The 17,864-nt window shown below is 71.6% G+C and carries 14 protein-coding genes and 1 rRNA gene; 13 read left to right on the top strand and 2 right to left on the bottom strand.

The window, feature by feature from the left end; genetic code table 11:
• The first annotated feature begins 38 nt into the window (after window positions 1–38).
• Window positions 39–1,820: an ATP-binding protein gene (locus tag GT755_RS37145; protein ID WP_161484245.1), complete on the top strand. Its 1,782-nt coding sequence runs from the start codon at window positions 39–41 to the stop codon at window positions 1,818–1,820.
• On the top strand, window positions 1,820–3,853 hold the full coding sequence (locus tag GT755_RS37140) for an ATP-binding protein (protein WP_161484244.1): 2,034 nt from the start codon (window positions 1,820–1,822) through the stop codon (window positions 3,851–3,853). The genes GT755_RS37145 and GT755_RS37140 overlap by 1 nt, the downstream gene beginning before the upstream one ends.
• Window positions 3,854–3,941: 88 nt before the next feature.
• On the opposite strand, the gene GT755_RS37135 is transcribed toward GT755_RS37140, so the two are convergent.
• Both GT755_RS37135 and GT755_RS37130 read right to left on the bottom strand, forming a co-directional pair.
• The gene (locus GT755_RS37135; RefSeq protein WP_328794753.1) at window positions 3,942–5,237 is read right to left on the bottom strand and encodes an MFS transporter; all 1,296 of its coding nucleotides are present in this window, start codon (window positions 5,235–5,237) and stop codon (window positions 3,942–3,944) included.
• A 46-nt stretch (window positions 5,238–5,283) separates the two neighbouring features.
• Window positions 5,284–6,921 carry a class I adenylate-forming enzyme family protein gene (locus tag GT755_RS37130; protein WP_161484243.1) on the bottom strand — a complete coding sequence of 546 codons (1,638 nt, stop codon included), beginning with the start codon at window positions 6,919–6,921 and terminating at the stop codon, window positions 5,284–5,286.
• 184 nt (window positions 6,922–7,105) lie between these two features.
• Between GT755_RS37130 and argC the strand changes: the two genes are divergently transcribed.
• From argC to GT755_RS37075, 11 genes are all read left to right on the top strand, one after another.
• Entirely contained in the window at window positions 7,106–8,128 is a 1,023-nt protein-coding gene (gene argC / locus GT755_RS37125; RefSeq protein WP_161484242.1) for an N-acetyl-gamma-glutamyl-phosphate reductase, read from the top strand.
• 31 nt (window positions 8,129–8,159) lie between these two features.
• Window positions 8,160–9,311, top strand: a complete 1,152-nt coding sequence (gene argJ, locus GT755_RS37120) for a bifunctional glutamate N-acetyltransferase/amino-acid acetyltransferase ArgJ (RefSeq protein ID WP_161484241.1) — start codon at window positions 8,160–8,162, stop codon at window positions 9,309–9,311.
• Window positions 9,308–10,189, top strand: coding sequence for an acetylglutamate kinase (argB, locus tag GT755_RS37115; protein WP_062357333.1), 882 nt, complete (start codon window positions 9,308–9,310; stop codon window positions 10,187–10,189). Before argJ ends, argB begins: the two co-directional genes overlap by 4 nt.
• The gene (locus GT755_RS37110) at window positions 10,186–11,358 is read left to right on the top strand and encodes an acetylornithine transaminase (RefSeq protein ID WP_161484240.1); all 1,173 of its coding nucleotides are present in this window, start codon (window positions 10,186–10,188) and stop codon (window positions 11,356–11,358) included. Before argB ends, GT755_RS37110 begins: the two co-directional genes overlap by 4 nt.
• On the top strand, window positions 11,351–12,268 hold the full coding sequence (argF, locus tag GT755_RS37105; protein WP_161484239.1) for an ornithine carbamoyltransferase: 918 nt from the start codon (window positions 11,351–11,353) through the stop codon (window positions 12,266–12,268). The genes GT755_RS37110 and argF overlap by 8 nt, the downstream gene beginning before the upstream one ends.
• Window positions 12,265–12,780 carry an arginine repressor gene (locus tag GT755_RS37100; RefSeq protein ID WP_030456947.1) on the top strand — a complete coding sequence of 172 codons (516 nt, stop codon included), beginning with the start codon at window positions 12,265–12,267 and terminating at the stop codon, window positions 12,778–12,780. The genes argF and GT755_RS37100 overlap by 4 nt, the downstream gene beginning before the upstream one ends.
• Window positions 12,781–12,863: 83 nt before the next feature.
• Window positions 12,864–14,261 carry an argininosuccinate lyase gene (gene argH / locus GT755_RS37095; protein WP_161484278.1) on the top strand — a complete coding sequence of 466 codons (1,398 nt, stop codon included), beginning with the start codon at window positions 12,864–12,866 and terminating at the stop codon, window positions 14,259–14,261.
• Window positions 14,243–14,848 (top strand): DNA-3-methyladenine glycosylase, encoded by a 606-nt coding sequence (locus GT755_RS37090; protein WP_161484238.1) that lies wholly within the window; start codon window positions 14,243–14,245, stop codon window positions 14,846–14,848. Before argH ends, GT755_RS37090 begins: the two co-directional genes overlap by 19 nt.
• Before the next feature lie 91 nt (window positions 14,849–14,939).
• Complete coding sequence (gene tyrS / locus GT755_RS37085) at window positions 14,940–16,199, top strand: tyrosine--tRNA ligase (protein ID WP_161484237.1); 1,260 nt, start codon at window positions 14,940–14,942, stop codon at window positions 16,197–16,199.
• An 86-nt stretch (window positions 16,200–16,285) separates the two neighbouring features.
• Window positions 16,286–17,104 carry a tetratricopeptide repeat protein gene (locus tag GT755_RS37080; protein ID WP_161484236.1) on the top strand — a complete coding sequence of 273 codons (819 nt, stop codon included), beginning with the start codon at window positions 16,286–16,288 and terminating at the stop codon, window positions 17,102–17,104.
• 453 nt (window positions 17,105–17,557) lie between these two features.
• Window positions 17,558–17,864, top strand: a 16S ribosomal RNA gene (locus GT755_RS37075); the annotation flags it as partial.

The following is a 17,864-nucleotide window of genomic DNA, read 5'->3' as shown; positions in this document are numbered from 1 at the left end:
CGTCACCGGCCTACGATGGCCCGGCCAAGGGGAGGCAGGTGATTGTCGTGTCCGGAGACGGGCTGGTCGGCAGAGACGCCGACGCGGACGGGATCGAGGAGGCCTTCCGGCACAGCCGCCTGGTCACCCTGACCGGGCCTCCCGGTGCCGGGAAGACCGCGCTCGCGCGGGTCGTGGCGGCCAGACGCGGGGCACGGGTGGTCGACGCCGACGCGGGGCCCGCGGCGCTGGCCGAGATCGGTTCCTCGGCGGCGGAGTTCCTCGTCGTCGACGGTTGCGACCGGGCGCTGGAGCTGCTGGTGCCGTACGTCGGGGTGATGTTGCAGCGGCGGCCGGGGCTCTCGGTCCTGGCGACCTGCCGCCAGTCCCTGGCGCTGCCGGGGGAGCGGGTGGTCGCGCTCGGCGAACTGGCTGCCGGGCACCGCGCCGAACTCCTCCGACGGCTGGGTGTGACCGCGCCCGCCGAGATCCTCGGGCGGGTCGACGGGCTGCCGCTGACGCTGGTGCTGCTGGCGGCGGCGCTGAGACGCGGCGAGACCGAGGGCCCGCTGCTCGACCTGCTCTGGGACCCCCGCCACGACGGCCCGCCGCGGCACGCCGCCATGCGGACCGCGATCGGCTGGAGCCACGAGCACTGCACCCCCGGCGAGCGGCTGGTCTGGGCCCGCCTCTCGGTGTTCGACGGCGGCTTCGACCTGGAGGCCGCGCAGGCCGTCTGCGGCGACGGCGACGTGACCCCCGCCGTCGCCGCGCTGGTCGACAAGTCGCTCGTCATGCGGTCGGAGACCAGCGAGGGCGTGCGTTTCCGGCTGCCCGCGACCGTCCGCGCGTTCGGCGCCGAGTGGCTCGACCGGGCAGGTGAGCGCGAGGCCACCGAACACCTCCACTTTCGTCACTTTCGCCGCCTCGCCCGGCGGGCCGAGGCCGAATGGCAGGACGGCCAGCTGCGCTGGTACCGGCGCATGCGCCTGGAACGCGGCAACCTGATCAAGGCCCTCGACTCCCGCCTGGCCGACCCGTCGGGCGCCGACGACGCCCAGGACCTCGCCGGCACCCTGTGGTTCCTCTGGGCCTGCTGCGGTCTCCAGCGGGAGGGCGCCGGGCAGCTCGCCCGCGTCCGCCGGGCCGGTGGATCGCCCGGCCCCGAACGGGACAAGGCGCTCTGGACCGCCGCCTGGCTGCACGCCGCGCTCGGCGAGCCCGACGCCGCCGAAGAGGCCCTCTACGCCTGTACGAACCAGGGCCCGCCCCGCCTGACCCAGGTCTCGGCGTGGGTGGCCGCCCAGCGGGGCGCGTTCCCCGAGGCGCTGCGGCTGATCAGAGACGCCCGCGAGGGCCACCGCAGAGACGCCGACCTGTTCCCGGGCTTCCTGCCCAGCTACCCGATCATCGCCACGACCCTGCTGCGCATGGGCGACCTGGCCCGTGCGGTGACCGTCTTGCGCGAGGGCCGCGAGTTGTGCGCGACGACCGGCGAGATCTGGACCCGCTCCCACCTCGACCACCTGCTCGCCCTGGCCGCCCTCCTCCGGGGCGACGTCCGGGCCGCCCTGGAGCCGGCCCGCGACGCCCTGACGGTGGCCCGGCAGTTCGGCGACGTCCCGGCGTCGGCGGCCGGAGTGGAACTGGTCGGCGTGCTGACCGGGAACGGCGTGCTGCTGGCCTCCGCCGACCGGGCGTGGGCGGGGATGGACGGGCTGCGCTCACCCGTGCTGGCCGACGTCAGAGACCGCGCCCCGGCCGTCGCCGCCGCGCCCGGCCTCGACCTCGACGACGCCGTCGACCTGGCCCTGACCGCCGACGAGCCGACGGAGGCCTGATGACCGGCAACCTGCCCGCCGAGACCAGCAGCTTCATCGGGCGCAAGGACGAACTCGACCGGCTCGCCGGTCTGCTGGCCGAGTCGCGCCTGGTGACGGTCACCGGGCCGCCCGGCGTCGGCAAGACCCGCCTCGCGCTGCGGGCCGCCGCCGACTGCGCCGAGGGCTACCCCGACGGGGCCTGGTTCGCCGAACTGTCGCCCGAGCAGGACGCCAACCTGCTGGCCAGCGTCGTGGCCCGGGCCCTGGGCCTGCGCGAGCAGTCGACCAGGCCCTACGAGCAGGTGCTGGCCGAATACCTGGCCGGGAAGCGGCTGCTGCTCGTCCTGGACACCTGCGAACACCTCGTCGGCGCGTGCGCCGCCCTCGGCGACGGCCTGGTCGACGTCGCGCCGGGCCTGCGTGTGCTGGCGACCAGCAGGGTTCCCCTGGACGTGCCGTCGGAGAAGATCCTCGAAGTCGCCCCTTTCGCGCGCCCCGAACCCGAGTCCGACGACCTGCTCGGCTACGACGCGGTGCGCCTGTTCGTCGAGCGGGCGACGGACCGGATTCCCGGCTGGCAGGCGGGCGACGGCGCGCTCATGGCCATCGGACGCCTGTGCCGCCGCCTCGACGGCATCCCCCTCGGCATCGAACTCGCCGCCGGTCACCTGCACGCCCTCTCGGCCGAGGAACTGGCCGACCGGCTCACCGACCCCTTCGACCTGCTGACCGCCGGTTACCGGGGCGGTCCGGCCCGGCACCGCAGCTTTCGCACCGCCGTCGGCTGGAGCCACGAGTTGTGCACGCCGCAGGAACGGCTGCTCTGGGCCCGCCTGTCGGTGTTCGCCGGATCGTTCGACGAGCGGACCGCCCAGGCCGTCTGCGCCGACGACCGGCTGCCCGACGTCGGGCGGGTGCTGGCCGAGCTGGTCCGCAAGTCGATCGTCGTCCGGACGGGCGACCGCCACCGGCTGCTCGACGGCATCCGCGAATACGGCCGTGAGTGGCTGCGCGAACTCGGCGAGGAACGCGTGATGCGCACCGCGCACCTGGCCCACTACCGGACGATGGCCGCCCGCCTCGACCGCGAGTGGTACGGCCCCGACCAGCTCGACTGGGCCGACTGGGCGGAGGCCGACCTGGCCGAGATCCGGCTGGCCCTCGACTATGGGATCAGCCACGGCGGCACCGCCTGCCTCGACCTGGTCTCGTCGTGCTGGATCATCTGGGGCGCGCTCGGCCAGATGCGGGAGGGCCGCTACTTCGTCGAACGCGCCCTGGCGGCCGGCCCCCGCGAAGGCTCGTCCTACGCGCGGGCGCTCTGGGTCCTCGGCTGGATCACCCTGTTCCAGGGCGACATGGGCCTGGCCGAACGCAGCTCCCAGCAGTCGCTGGCCGAGGCCCGCCGCATCGGCGACGTGGAGGCGATGGGCCACGCACTGGTCCGGCTCGGGGGCGTGCGCCTGTTCAGTGGCGCCCCGCACAAGGTCGAGGAGCTCATGCACGAGGCCCGCACCCACCTGACGGCGGCCGGCGCCATCGACACGATCGACGACCTGGTGATGGACGGCGGCCAGGCCATGGCCTTCATCTTCCTGGGCGACCTGACCCGTGCCTGGGGCGTGCTCCAGCACATGCACACCAAGTCGCGGAGCCGGGGCGAGATCTGGATGCGCGCCTTCGGCGACCTGTTCCGGTCCCAGCTCATGCTGGCCCGCGACGAGGTCCACGGCGCCGACCGCGCCGGCCGCGAGTCCCTGGCGGTGAAGTGGCGGCTCAACGACGTGCTGGGCGTCGCGATGGGCGCCGACCACCTCGCGACGGTCACCATGGCCCTGGGCGACGCCCGCTCGGCGGCCTGGATGCACGGCGCGGCCGAACGCCTGTGGTTGACGTTCGGCCTGACGGCGATGGGGTCGGACGAACTCGCGGCCCCCCGGGTGGCGACGGCCGAACGCGCGCGTCTGGTGCTGGGCGACGAGGGGTACGAGCGGGCGTTCGAGGAGGGGTTCGCGGCGTCGCTGGAGGAAGTGCGCGACCGCCTGTCCTGATTTCAGAAAGGCAATGGACGACCGGCCAGAACCGATTTCGCGTATACCGCACCGGCGCCGGGAAATCGCCGAACGTCTCGGCGAGGAGTCAGGCGCTCGCCCGTGCCACCCGTTGCGCCTCGGCGTGTTCGTCGGTGCGGGCGTCGTACCGGCGGAACTTCGGCAGGATCGCGGCCATCGCGAGCACGCCGCCCATGCACAACAACCCGCCCGCGCCCAACGAGAAGCGGGTGCCGCCGAGTTCGGCCATGGCGCTCGCGCGGGCGTTGCCCAGCATGGGGCCGGTCGAGTACGACAGCAGTTCGATGCCGGCCAGGCGGCCCCGGTACTCGTCGGGGATGGTCTGGTTCCAGATCGTGCCGCGGAAGATGCCGCTGATCATGTCGGCGCCGCCCGCCAACGTCAGGAAGACGATCATCAGCCAGATGTTCGGCATCACCGACGCCGCCGCGACGGCCGCGCCCCAGAGCAGGGCCGCGACGATGACCGCCAGGCCGTGCCGGTGCACGTGGGCCGTCCACCCCGAGGTCACCGAGGCCAGGACCGAGCCGATGCCCGCCGAGGCGTAGAGCAGGCCCAGGGCGATCTGCTCGTGCTCCCCGCCGAACTGCTCGGCCATGAACGGGTAGAGCGCGTTCGACATGGCGAAGAACATGGCCGCGATGTCGACCACGTAGGTGCCCATCAGGTCGGGGCGGCGGACGGCGTACCTGACCCCCTCGACGAGGGAGGACAGGGACGCCGGCTGGGTGACGGCCGCGCGGCGGGCCATCGGGGCCACCCGGAACAGCAGCACCAGCGAGATCAGGAACGTCAGCACGTTGATCCCGTACGACGGTGCCACGCCGAACGATACGACGATCAAGCCGCCCAGGGCCGGGCCGGCGACCCCTCCGACGCTTCTGACCAGGCCTTGGAGGGCGAAGGCGGCCCCCATCTGGTCGAGCCTGAGCACCTGGTTGATCACGGCCTGCTCGCTGGGACCCCGCACGCTGTACAGACCGGCGGTGAGGGCGCCCACGACGTATAGGACCCAGACCTGGGGGTTCGGGAGGAGGGCGTTGACCATCAGCATCAGCGCGGTCAGGCAGAGGCCGATCTCCGTGGTGATGATGATCTTGCGACGGTCCATCGAGTCGGCGATGGCGCCGCCCCACAGGCCGCAGATGACCATCGGGACGAACTCGGCCACGCTCACCAGGCCCACCGCGACGTAGGAGTCGGTGAGCTCCTTCATCTGGTAGGGCACCGCGACCAGGGTGATGAACGACCCGACCATGGTGATCGCGGCCGACCCCAGCAGCAGCCGGAAGTCGCGGGACGCGCGGAGCGGGCTGACGTCCATCTTCAGGCGTCGCAGCAGAGCGAGGGAACTTTTGGCCACGAAGGGCCAGGTTGGCCGATTCGGCGGGTGATCCGCAACTCGATATTCAGTCGCGCAGAACCTGTCTGCGCAGCACCGTCTTGAGGATCTTCCCGCCCGGGTTGCGCGGCAGCTCCTCCTCGTGGAACCAGAACCGTACGGGGATCTTGAACTCGGCCAGCCGGGTCCGCAGGAACGCCCGCAGGTCACCGGCCGTCACCGGGCTGGTGATGCGCACCACCGCGCCCACCTGCTCGCCGAGCTCCTCGTCGGGGATGCCGATCACGGCCGCGTCGTCGATCGCCGGATGCTCGAACAGGGCCGCCTCGACCTCGGCGCAGTAGACGTTCTCGCCGCCCCTGATCACCATGTCCTTGGCCCGGTCGACGATGTAGACCAAACCCTCCTCGTCGATGCGCGCCAGGTCTCCGGTGTGCAGCCAGCCGTCCACGATCGCCTCGGCGGTCGCGTCGGGGCGGTTCCAGTAGCCCATGATCACCACGGGCCCGCGCATGCAGAGCTCGCCGACCTCGCCCCGGGGCAGTTCCCGGCCGCCGGGGTCGCAGATCTTCACGTCCATCACCGCGAGCGGGCGGCCGATGCTGTCGGGGTGGGCCGCGTACTCGCGGCCGCTGTTGTAGATCGCCAGGGCGGTCGTCTCGGTCATGCCGTAGCCGTTGGACGGGGTGCGGTCGGGCAGCAGCGCGGTGATGCGCTCCAGCAGCTTCGGGGGAGCGGGCGCGCCGCCGTAGGAGATCGCCGTCAGCGACGAGATGTCGTGCTTGTCGAGAGCGGGGTGGGAGAGCAGCTGCCAGGCGTTGGTCGGCACCCCGCTCATCACCGTCGCGCGCTCCCGCTCGATGAGCTCCAGGGCGCGTCCCGGGTCCCACTTGTACATGAGCACCAGCCCGCCGCCGGTGAACATCGTGGTCATGAGCACCGCGAAACAGCCGGTCGCGTGGAACAGCGGCACGGTGAGCAGGGTGATGCGGCGCTGGCCGGCGCTCTCGGCCGGGTCCCGGCCCGCCATGGCGACGCCGCGCATCATCGCGTACGCCACCGTCATCGGCGCCTGCCCGAGGTTGCGGTGGCTGCCGAGGGCGCCCTTCGACCGGCCCGTGGTGCCGGAGGTGTAGAAGATGGTCGCCGGGTCGTCGGGGGAGAGCTCGACCGGGGGCAGGGTGGTCTTCTCGTCGGCCAGCACGTCGTCCCAGTCGCGCCCGCCCTCGAAGGAGCCCCGCCGCGTGACGATCAACGGGACGCCGGCCACGCGATCGGCGCGCTCGCCGTCGGTGATGACCAGCCGGGCGCCGGAGTCGCCGAGCGCGTACTCCAGCTCGGCGGCCGTCCACCACGCGTTCAGCGGCACCGCGATGGCCCCGATGGCCAGCACGGCCGAGAACGAGACGATCCACTCGGGGTAGTTGCGCATCGCGATGGCCACCCGGTCGCCCTTGGCGATCCCCGAGTCGCGCAGCGCGTGGGCGAGCGTCGCGGTGGCGCGGAAGAACTCCGCGTAGGTGAGGCGCTCGTCCTCGTACACGACGAAGGTCTTGTCACCGTGGAAGACGGTGGTCTCCAGCATGGCCCGGAACGTCGCCGGCGCGTGTTTCCAGATCCGGACGCCGCCGGGCGTCTCGGTCATCTCGAACAGCTGCCCCGGGGCGGTGAGCGCCGCCTGCGCCTGGTCATGCGAGATCGTCACGAGACGTCACGATACCGACCGGTAGGTACGGATCCAAGTGACCACCTCACAACGTTCGGCCGCCTTCGGTGTCATCTCGCACAATGAACCCCGGCTTGCATGATCATGTCAGCCGATGCATAATCTTCAGCAAGCAAGAAAATGTGAACCACTGCATGAACATGCAAAACCATCGGGGGGCGGGATGAAGGCGGCCATCGCCGGAGCCAGCGGGTACGCCGGGGGCGAGCTGCTCCGGCTGCTGCTCGGGCATCCGGAGATCGAGATCGGCGCGGTCACCGCGGCCTCCAGCGCGGGCACCCGCCTGGGCGCCCACCAGCCCCATCTCGTGCCGCTGGCCGGGCGGGTCATCGAGCAGACCACGCGCGAGACCCTGGCCGGGCACGACGTCGTCTTCCTGGCCCTGCCCCACGGCGAGTCGGCCGCCCTCGCGGCCCAGCTCGGAGACGACACCCTGATCGTCGACTGCGGCGCCGACTTCCGGCTCGCCGACCCCGCGGCCTGGGAGGAATTCTACGGCGGCGTCCACGCGGGCACCTGGCCCTACGGCCTGCCCGAGCTGCCGGGGCAGCGCGAGCTGCTGGCCAAGACCACGCGGGTGGCCGTGCCCGGCTGCTATCCGACCACCGCCACGCTGGCCCTGTTCCCCGCCTTCGCGGCCGGGCTCGCCGGGCCCGACGTCGTCGTGGTCGCCGCCAGCGGCACCTCCGGCGCCGGGAAGTCGCCCAAGGCCCACCTGCTGGGCAGCGAGGTCATGGGCGCGGTCAGCGCCTACGGCGTCGGCGGCGTCCACCGGCACACGCCGGAGATCGAGCAGAACCTCTCGGCCGTCTCGGGGCAGCCGGTGACCGTCTCCTTCACGCCCACCCTCGCGCCCATGCCGCGCGGCATCCTGGCGACCTGCGTCGTCCCGGCCGCGCCGGGCACCACGCCCGAGTCGCTGCGGGAGGCCTACGAGGAGGCCGTCAAGGACGAGCCGTTCCTGACGCTGCTGCCCGAGGGCGTCTGGCCCTCGACCGCGATGACCCTGGGCGCGAACACCGCCGCCCTCCAGGTCACGCTCGACCGGCGGGCCGGCAGGATCGTGGCGCTGGCGGCGATCGACAACCTCACGAAGGGCACCGCGGGCGGCGCGATCCAGAGCGCCAACCTCGCGCTCGGCCTGCCCGAAGAGCTCGGCCTCCCCGTCGCCGGGGTGAGCCCGTGATGTCCGGTTCTGGAGATGAGGAGACCTCGCCATGAGCGTGACCGCCCCCCTGGGCTTCCGGGCCACCGGGATCAACGCCGGGATCAAGCCCGGCGAGCACCGTGACCTCGCCCTCGTCGTCAACGACGGCCCCTCGCGCGCGGCGGCCGCCGTCTTCACCCGCAACCGCGTGAAGGCCGCCCCCGTCATCTGGTCGCAGCAGGTCGTCAGCGGCGGCCGGGTCAAGGCCGTGGTGCTCAACTCCGGCGGCGCCAACGCCTGCACCGGCCCCGCCGGGTTCCAGGACACGCACGCCACCGCCGAGAAGGTCGCCGAGGTCATCGGCGACTCGGCCGGCGAGATCGTGGTCTGCTCGACCGGCCTCATCGGGGAGCGCCTCCCGATGGACGCGCTGCTCGGCGGCGTCGCCGACGCGGCCAAGCAGCTCTCCCGCGACGGCGGCGTGGCCGCGGCCGACGCGATCCGCACCACCGACACGGTCAGCAAGATCTCCTTCCGGCGCGGCGACGGCTACATGGTCGGCGGCATGGCCAAGGGCGCCGGCATGCTCGCGCCCGCCCTCGCCACGATGTTGTCGGTGCTGACCACCGACGCCGACCTGACCTCCGAGGAGTGCGACACCGCGCTGCGCGCCGCCACCGAGGTCACCTTCGACCGCCTCGACTCCGACGGCTGCATGTCGACCAACGACACCGTGTTGCTGCTGGCCAGCGGCGCCACCGGCGTCAAACCCGACCTGGCCGAGTTCACCAAGCGCCTCACCGAGGTCTGCGCCGACCTGGCCCGCCAGCTCCTCGTCGACGCCGAGGGCGCCTCCAAGGCCATCGCGATCGAGGTCGTCGGGGCCGCCTCGGTCGCCGACGCGGTCGAGGTCGGCCGGGCGATCGCCCGCAGCAACCTGTTCAAATGCGCCATGCACGGCGAAGACCCCAACTGGGGTCGCGTCCTGTCGGCCATCGGCACCACCCAGGCCGAGTTCGAGCCCGACCGGCTCAACGTCGCGATCAACGGCATCTGGATCTGCCGGGGCGGCGCGGCCGGCGACGACCGCTCCAAGGTCGACCTGCGCCCGCGCGACATCCACGTCATCGCCGACCTGTCGGCCGGGCCCCACTCGGCGACCGTCCACACGACCGACCTGACGGCCGAGTACGTGCACGAGAACTCGGCCTACAGCTCATGACCCCGCTGCAGAAGTCCGAGGCGCTGATCGAGGCGCTGCCGTGGCTGGCCCGCTTCCAGGGCGCGGTCGTCGTGATCAAGTACGGCGGCAACGCCATGACCGAGGAGCACCTGCGCGAGAAGTTCGCCGACGACGTCGTGTTCCTGCGCTACGCAGGGCTGCGCCCGGTGATCGTGCACGGCGGCGGGCCGCAGATCAACGCCGCCCTCGACCTCCACGGCATCGCCTCCCACTTCACCGCCGGGCTCCGGGTCACCACGCCCGAGGCCATGCAGGTCGTCCGGATGGTGCTGGTCGGCCAGGTCAACCGCGACGTCGTCGGGCTGGTCAACCGGCACGGCCCGTTCGCGGTCGGCCTGTCGGGCGAGGACGCCCACCTGTTCACCGCCGCCCGCAAGCACGCGGTCGTCGACGGGATCCCGGTCGACATCGGCCAGGTCGGCGAGATCGTCGAGGTCAACCCGGGCGCGGTGCGGGCCCTGCTCGCCGACGGGCGGGTGCCGGTGGTGTCGTCGATCGCCCGGGGTCACGACGGGCAGATCTACAATGTAAATGCCGACACCGCGGCCGCCGCGCTCGCGACCGCGCTCGGCGCGGCCAAGCTCGTCGTCCTCACCGACGTCGAGGGCCTGTACGCCGACTGGCCCGCCAGCGACAAGGTCATCCGCCGCATCACCGCCGGCGAGCTGGCGCGCATGCTGCCCACGTTGTCGAGCGGCATGGTCCCCAAGATGGAGGCCTGCCTGCACGCCGTCCAGGGGGGAGTGCCGCAGGCCCACGTGGTCGACGGCCGGCAGCCCCACGTCCTGCTGAGCGAGATCTTCACCGACGAGGGCATCGGCACCATGGTCCTGCCCGACGAAGGAGACACCCCATGACCAGCCTCTTCGACCGCTTCGAAGCGGCGTTCATGCCGAACTACGGCGTGCCGCCGGTCGCCCTGGCGCGTGGCGAGGGCTCGGTGGTCTGGGGGACCGACGGGACCGAGTACCTCGACATGTTCGGCGGCATCGCCGTCAGCTCGCTCGGCCACGCCCACCCGGCGCTCGTCGGGGCGGTGTCGAAGCAGGTCGCGACCCTGGCCCACACCTCGAACCTGCTCCTGCACGAGCGCGAGGTCGAACTCGCCGAGAAGCTCCTGGAGCTGCTCCAGGCTCCCGGCAAGGTCTTCCTGGCCAACTCGGGCACCGAGGCCAACGAGGCCGCGCTGAAGCTGGCCATCAAGTACGGGAAGACCACCGGCCGCAGCTACTTCGTCGCCGCCGAGATGGGCTTCCACGGCCGCACGCTGGGCGCGCTCTCGCTGACCGGCAAGCCGTCGATCCGCGACCAGTTCGGCCCGTTCCCGCTCGACGTCCGGTTCGTTCCGTACGGCGACGCCGACGCCCTGGCCGCCGCCGTCGACGGCGACTGCGCGGCGGTCTTCCTGGAGCCGACCCAGGGCGAGGCCGGGGTGGTCCCGCCCCCCGACGGCTACATGGCGCGGGCCCGCGAGATCACCAGGGCCGCCGGCGCGCTGCTGGTCGCCGACGAGATCCAGTCGGCCATCGGCCGCACCGGCCACTGGTTCGCCCACCAGGCCGACGGCTACCTGCCCGACGTCCTCACCCTGGCCAAGGGCCTGGGCGGCGGCCTGCCGATCGGCGCCTGCGTCGGCTTCGGCCCGGCCGCCACGATCTTCGAGAAGGGCGACCACGGCTCGACCTTCGGCGGCAACCCCGTGTCGTGCGCCGCCGCGCTGGCCGTGCTCGAAAACGTCGACCTCGCCCACGTCCGGGTCGTCGCCGCCGAGCTGCGCGACGGCATCGAGGCGATCTCCCACCCCCTGCTGAAGGGGGTCAGGGGACGGGGCCTGTGGCTGGCCGCCGTCCTCACCGAAGACCGGGCCGCCCAGGTCCAGGCCGCCGCCCAGCGCGCCGGCTTCCTGGTCAACGCCGTGCAACCCGACGCGCTCCGGCTCGCCCCGCCGCTGGTGATCACCTCGGCACAGGTGCGGAGCTTCCTGACCGCGTTCCCGTCGATCCTGGATGAGGCCGCCGATGGCTAGACACTTCCTGCGCGACGACGACCTGTCGCCCGCCGAGCAGGCCGACGTCCTCGACCTCGCCGAGGCCATGAAGAAGGACCGCTACGGCTACCGGCCCTTCGAGGGGCCGCAGACGGTCGCGGTCCTGTTCGACAAGCCGTCCACCCGCACCCGCATCTCCTTCGCGGTGGGCATCGCCGAACTCGGCGGCAACGCCCTGATCATGGACCTCGGCACCTCCCAGATGGGCCGCGGCGAACCGATCGAGGACACCGCCCGGGTGCTCGACCGCCAGTGCTCGGCGATCGTGTGGCGGACCGCGGGCCAGGAGCGGGTCGAGGCGATGGCATCGGCCAGCCGGGTGCCCGTCGTGAACGCGCTGACCGACGAGTTCCACCCCTGCCAGATCCTCGCCGACCTGCTGACCGTGCAGGAACGCCGGGGCGGCCTGCGGGGGGTCACGCTCGCCTACTTCGGCGACGGCGCCAACAACATGGCCCACTCCTACCTGCTGGGCGGGGCCACGGCCGGCATGCACGTGCGGATCGCGACCCCGCCGGCCTACGACCCCGCGCCCGAGGTCGTCGAGCGGGCCGGGCGGATCGCCGCGGAGACCGGAGGGTCGGTCGAGGTCCTCGCCGACCCGCGCGCCGCCGCCGCGTCGGCCGACGTGCTGGCCACCGACACCTGGGTCAGCATGGGCCAGGACGGCAAGGACGCCCGCGTCACGGCCCTGTCGCCCTACCAGCTCAACGCCGATCTGCTCGCCCTGGCCGCGCCCGAGGCGATCGTGCTGCACTGCCTGCCCGCGTATCGTGGCCTGGAAATCTCGGCCGACGTCATCGACGGGCCCCGCAGCGCCGTGTGGGACGAGGCCGAGAACCGTCTGCACGCCCAGAAAGCGCTGCTCCACTGGCTGGTAACCCGATGACGATTCCGCTCACCAAGGCCGCCCGGCACGCCAAGATCGTCGAGCTGCTGACCCGCAACAAGGTCCGGTCGCAGCCCGAACTGGCCCGCCTGCTGGCCGAGAGCGGGGTCGAGGTGACCCAGGCGACCCTCTCGCGCGACCTCGACGAGCTGGGCGCCCTCAAATTGCGCACCGACGACGGCACACTCGTCTACGCGGTGCCCGGCGAAGGCGGGGAGCGGGTGCCGATCTACCGGACGGCCACCCCCGCCGAACAGCCCGAGGTCCGGCTGCGCCGGCACGCCGAGGAACTCCTGGTGTCGGCCGAGGCGTCGGCCAACCTGGTCATCCTGCGGACGCCGCCCGGCGCGGCGCAGTTCCTCGCCTCCGCGATCGACCACGCCGGATGGCACTCCATCCTCGGCACGGTCGCCGGAGACGACACGATCCTGGTGATCAGCCGGGATCCCCTGGGCGGCGACGCCCTGGCGGCGGCGTTCTTGCGCCTGACCGCCCGCAACAAAGACCAGTGAGCATCGGCATCGGCTAAGGTCGCCGATTGGACACGCACGTATTCGAAGGGTGGGCGTTTGCGGTGAGCTCGGAACGGAAGCCGATGCGGCTGTGGGGTGGCCGTTTCGAAGGGGGGCCGGCCGACGCGCTGACCCGCCTGTCGGTGAGCGTTCACTTCGACTGGCGCTTGGTGCCCTATGACCTGATGGCGTCCCGCGCCCACGCCCGCGTGCTGAACCGGGCCGGTCTGCTCACCAACGACGAACTCGGCCGGATGCTGGCCGCGATCGACGACCTGGAGGCCGCCTGCAAGGCCGGCGAGTTCCGGCCGACGGTCGCCGACGAAGACGTCCACACGGCCCTCGAACGCGGCCTGCTCGAACGCCTCGGCACCCTCGGCGGCAAGCTGCGCGCCGGCCGGTCGCGCAACGACCAGATCGCCACCGACCTGCGGCTCTACCTGCGCGACCACGTGCGCACGATCGTGTCGCGCGTCGTCGAGCTGGAGACCGCGCTGATGAGCCAGGCCGAGGAGCACGCCGACACGGCCGCCCCCGGCATGACCCACCTCCAGCACGCCCAGCCGGTCTCCTTCGGCCACCAGCTGCTGGCCCACGTCCACCCGCTGACCCGCGACATCGACCGGCTGCGCGACTGGGACAAGCGCGCCGCCGTCTCGCCGCTGGGCTCGGGCGCGCTGGCCGGCTCCTCGCTGCCGCTCGACCCGGTCGCCGTCGCGGCCGAACTGGGCTTCGACTCGGCCGCCCCCAACTCGATGGACGCCGTCGCCGACCGCGACTTCGCCGCCGAGTTCCTCTTCGCCGCGGCGATGATCGGCATCCACCTGTCGCGGCTGGGCGAGGAGATCGTCCTGTGGGCCTCGCAGGAGTTCCGCTGGATCGAGATGGACGACGCCTACTCGACCGGCTCGTCGATCATGCCCCAGAAGAAGAACCCCGACGTCGCCGAGCTGGCGCGCGGCAAGTCGGGCCGGCTGATCGGCTCGCTGATGACGATGCTGACCACGCTGAAGGGCCTGCCGCTCACCTACAACCGGGACCTCCAGGAGGACAAGGAGCCCGTGTTCGACGCGGTCGACACCCTCAACCTGGTGCTGCCCGCGATGGCGGGCCTGGTCTCCACGATGCGGGTCAACACCTCGCGGCTCGAATCGAGCGCGCCCGACGGCTTCGCCCTGGCGACCGACCTGGCCGAGCTGCTGGTCCGCAAGGGCGTGGCCTTCCGCGACGCCCACGAGGCCGTCGGCCATCTCGTCGTCTGGTGCCAGGTCAACGACAAGGACCTCGGCGACCTCACCGACGAGGAGCTGCTGAAGGTCTCGCCCCACTTCACGCCCGACGTCCGCGACGTGCTGAGCGTCCCCGGCGCGCTCGCCGCCCGCAAGGCCCACGGCGGGACCGCCCCCGACCGGGTCCGCGACCAGCTCGCCAACCTCCGCGAACTCGTCGACGCGCAGGCCGCATGGGCGACTGGGGCCTGAGCCTCGACCGGTCCTTCTTCGACCGGCCGGCCCATGAGGTGGCCCCTTCCCTGCTGGGGAAGGTGGTCGTCCATGGGCCGGTCGCGGTCCGCCTCACCGAGACCGAGGCCTACGGCCTGCCCGGCCAGGACCCCGCCTCCCACACCTACCGGGGCATGACCCCTCGCAACGCGGTCATGTTCGGGCCTCCCGGGCATCTCTACGTCTACTTCACGTACGGGATGCACTACTGCGCCAACCTCACCTGCCTGCCACCGGGCACGGGGTCGGGGGTGCTGATGCGGGCCGGGGAGATCGTCGAGGGGGTGGACGTCGCGCTGGAGCGGCGCGGCGAGAACACGAAGCTTCGGGACCTGGCGCGGGGGCCGGCCCGGCTCGCGGTGGCCATGGGGTTCGGCCGGGACCACAACGGCGAAGACGCCGTCTCCGGAAACATCCGCGTCTATGAGGGTTCGCGTATTTCGCCGGAAAAGGTGATGGAGGGCCCGCGCACCGGCGTCTCCACCGGGGCCGACGTCCCGTGGCGGTTCTGGATCGACGGCGACCCCACGGTCTCGCCCTACCGGGCCCACACGCCCAGACGCTGACCTGCACGGCTTTTCGTGGCGACGCGGCCCCGCCCCGGCCGATAGGGTTTCTTGCGACTCCGTACCGGATATTCACCGAAAGCCAGGAATCGTGACCGACATCCTCGATGAGCTCGAATGGCGCGATGTGACCGCGCAGACCACCGACATCGAAGCGCTGCGCAAGGCGCTGGCCGACGGTCCGGTCACGGTCTATTCGGGGTTCGACCCCACCGCGCCGTCGCTCCACGTCGGCAACCTGGCCACCCTGCTCATCCTGACCCGCTTCCAGCGGGCCGGCCACAAGCCGATCGGCCTGGTCGGCGGCGCCACCGGTCTCATCGGCGACCCGTCGGGCCGCAGCACCGAGCGCTCGCTGAACAGCGAAGACGTCGTCGCCGACTGGGTCAGCCGGATCCGCGTCCAGCTGGAGCGGTTCCTGTCGTTCGAGGGAGCCAACGCAGCCCAGGTGGTCTCCAACCTCGACTGGACGTCCGAGATGTCGGCCATCCAGTTCCTGCGCGACGTCGGCAAGCACTTCCCGGTCAACCGCATGCTCGGCCGCGAGTCGGTCTCGGCGCGGCTCGCCGGTGAGGGCCTCAGTTACACCGAGTTCAGCTACCAGATCCTCCAGGCCAACGACTACCTGGAGCTCTACCGCCGCCACGGCTGCACCCTCCAGGTAGGCGGCAGCGACCAGTGGGGCAACATCACCGCCGGCACCGACCTGATCCGGCGCGTCGAGGGCGCGCACACCCACGCCTACACCGGCAAGCTGATCACCAAGGCCGACGGCACCAAGTTCGGCAAGACCGCCGGCGGCGCGGTCTGGCTCGACCCGGCGCTGACCTCGCCCTACGCCTTCTACCAGTACTGGCTGAACGCCGACGACCGCGACGTGATCCGCTTCCTCAAGGTCTTCACCTTCCTGGAGCGCGGACGCATCGAGGAGCTGGAGCAGGCCGTCGCCGAACGCCCGTTCGCCCGCGAGGCGCAGCGTGCCCTGGCCGAGGAACTGACCACGATGGTCCACGGGGCCGACGAGGTCACCCGCGCCATCGAGGCGTCCAAGGCCCTGTTCGGACAGGGTTCGATCCAGGAACTCGACGCCGCGACGCTCGCCGCCGCCCTGGCCGAGGTCCCCAAGGCCACCGCCCCTCTCGGTACGACCTACGTCGACCTGCTGGCCGAGAGCGGCCTGGCCAAGTCGAAGTCGGAGGCCCGGCGCGCCATCAAGGAGGGCGGCGCCTACCTCAACAACGTCAAGGTCACCGACGAGGAGTACGTCCCGACCGCCGACGACCTCCTGCACGGCCGTTTCCTGGTGCTGCGGCGCGGCAAGAAGACGCTGGGGGGCGTCGAGATCGCCTAGCCCTGTGTGCATTCGTACACAGAACTTCTCCGTGCTCCGTCCTATCGTTGCTGCACCCCTCCCCACCAGCGACGATAGGTGAGCGCATGTTCGACCGTGATGCGACGGAGCTCGGCCCGGTGATGGCCGAGCTCGTCGAGTGCAACCGCCTGCTCGCCGGCGGCGACCCGTCTCCGGCGCTGCGGCTGCGGCGCGGCATCGCCTACGGAGCCGCCCGCGACCACCGCACCGCCCTCGCGGAACTCGAAGCGGCGGTGAGGGGAGACCTCTCCGAGGAGGACCTGGCCGCCGCCCACCGCCGCCGCGCGGTCCTCCTCTGCCGCCTCGGCGAGTACGCCGAGGCCGAGACCGCCGCCACGGAGTCACTGGCCGTCCGTCTCACGGCGGCCGGGTACACCGCCCGCGCGATGCCCCGCTGCCTCGGCGGCGATCTCCAGGGCGCGTGGGCCGACACCGAACGCGCGCTGCTGCTCGACCCGTCCTACACGGGCGTGCACGCCGTGCGCGGCCGGGTCTTCCTCGCCCTGGGCCGTCCCGCCGACGCGCTGGCCGACTTCGAGGTCTCCACCCGGGCCGAGGCCTACGACGGCGACGCCCGGATCGACCGCGCCGAATGCCTGCTCATCCTGGGCGAACCGGCCCGCGCGGTGGCCGCCTGCGACGAGGTCGTCGCCGCCGGCTTCCTCTGGCCCGGCGAACCGGTGCGGGTTCACCTGCTGCGCGCCCGCGCCAACCTCGCGCTCGGCGACCCGATCGCGGCCCTGGCCGACTGCTTCCTCGCCGCCGCCCTGTCGCCGCATTCCCCCGAGGTGTACGAGGTCCGCGCGGCGGCGTACCAGGCGGCCGACTCGGCGGGAGACGCGTCCGCCGACCTGGCCCGAGCCGCCGAACTCCGGGCCGCCTGAAATGTGACCCGGGTAACAGTCGTGTCGCCCGACGGTCATAGGAGCCTTAAATGACCGCCTTGACCTGCGGAAACGCCGCGTGAGCGCTGATTTGACGCGAGGTTCCCGGTTGCCTAATGTTCTCTTCGCCCCGGGAACACGGCAGCGCCGGAACCCAGGGACATCCCACCGAGTACAACCCGCCGGAAACGGCGATTGGACACGGGCGAGATGATGAAGTAAGCTTGAAGGGTTGCGCCAGAAACGGCGCGGTCCGCTCCGGTCAGATCTGATCGGGAACTGCGGTAAAGTTGAAACACCGCCCAGCAAGTATCTGTGGGCAGACGTGTGCGTTTCTTGAGAACTCAACAGTGTGCTAAAAGCCAGTGCATGATGCACAACCCCGTCATTTGATGACGGATTCCTTTGGTTGACATTCATGTGAATGTTGGCCAGGAAAAATTCTGCAGACATTGTTTGGAGAGTTTGATCCTGGCTCAGGACGAACGCTGGCGGCGTGCTTAACACATGCAAGTCGAGCGGAAAGGCCCTTCGGGGTACTCGAGCGGCGAACGGGTGAGTAACACGTGAGTAACCTGCCCCTGACTCTGGGATAAGCCTGGGAAACTGGGTCTAATACCGGATACGACATCTTCCGGCATCGGATGGATGTAGAAAGTTTTTTCGGTCAGGGATGGGCTCGCGGCCTATCAGCTTGTTGGTGGGGTAGTGGCCTACCAAGGCGACGACGGGTAGCCGGCCTGAGAGGGCGACCGGCCAC

Source organism: Herbidospora solisilvae, assembly GCF_009901565.1.
Taxonomy (GTDB): Bacteria; Actinomycetota; Actinomycetes; order Streptosporangiales; family Streptosporangiaceae; genus Herbidospora; species Herbidospora solisilvae.
The sequence above is the reverse complement of the archived record's forward strand: the minus strand, read 5'-3'. Positions and strand labels throughout refer to the sequence as shown.

Bases quoted from the DNA above. Each gene is read 5' to 3' on its own strand.
- GT755_RS37080 (WP_161484236.1), top strand. From the start codon at position 16,286: ATGTTCGACCGTGATGCGACGGAGCTCGGCCCGGTGATGGCCGAGCTC.
- argH (WP_161484278.1), top strand. From the start codon at position 12,864: ATGCGGCTGTGGGGTGGCCGTTTCGAAGGGGGGCCGGCCGACGCGCTG.
- GT755_RS37140 (WP_161484244.1), top strand. From the start codon at position 1,820: ATGACCGGCAACCTGCCCGCCGAGACCAGCAGCTTCATCGGGCGCAAG.
- GT755_RS37100 (WP_030456947.1), top strand. From the start codon at position 12,265: ATGACGATTCCGCTCACCAAGGCCGCCCGGCACGCCAAGATCGTCGAG.
- argC (WP_161484242.1), top strand. From the start codon at position 7,106: ATGAAGGCGGCCATCGCCGGAGCCAGCGGGTACGCCGGGGGCGAGCTG.
- argF (WP_161484239.1), top strand. From the start codon at position 11,351: ATGGCTAGACACTTCCTGCGCGACGACGACCTGTCGCCCGCCGAGCAG.
- argB (WP_062357333.1), top strand. From the start codon at position 9,308: ATGACCCCGCTGCAGAAGTCCGAGGCGCTGATCGAGGCGCTGCCGTGG.
- GT755_RS37110 (WP_161484240.1), top strand. From the start codon at position 10,186: ATGACCAGCCTCTTCGACCGCTTCGAAGCGGCGTTCATGCCGAACTAC.
- GT755_RS37090 (WP_161484238.1), top strand. From the start codon at position 14,243: ATGGGCGACTGGGGCCTGAGCCTCGACCGGTCCTTCTTCGACCGGCCG.
- argJ (WP_161484241.1), top strand. From the start codon at position 8,160: ATGAGCGTGACCGCCCCCCTGGGCTTCCGGGCCACCGGGATCAACGCC.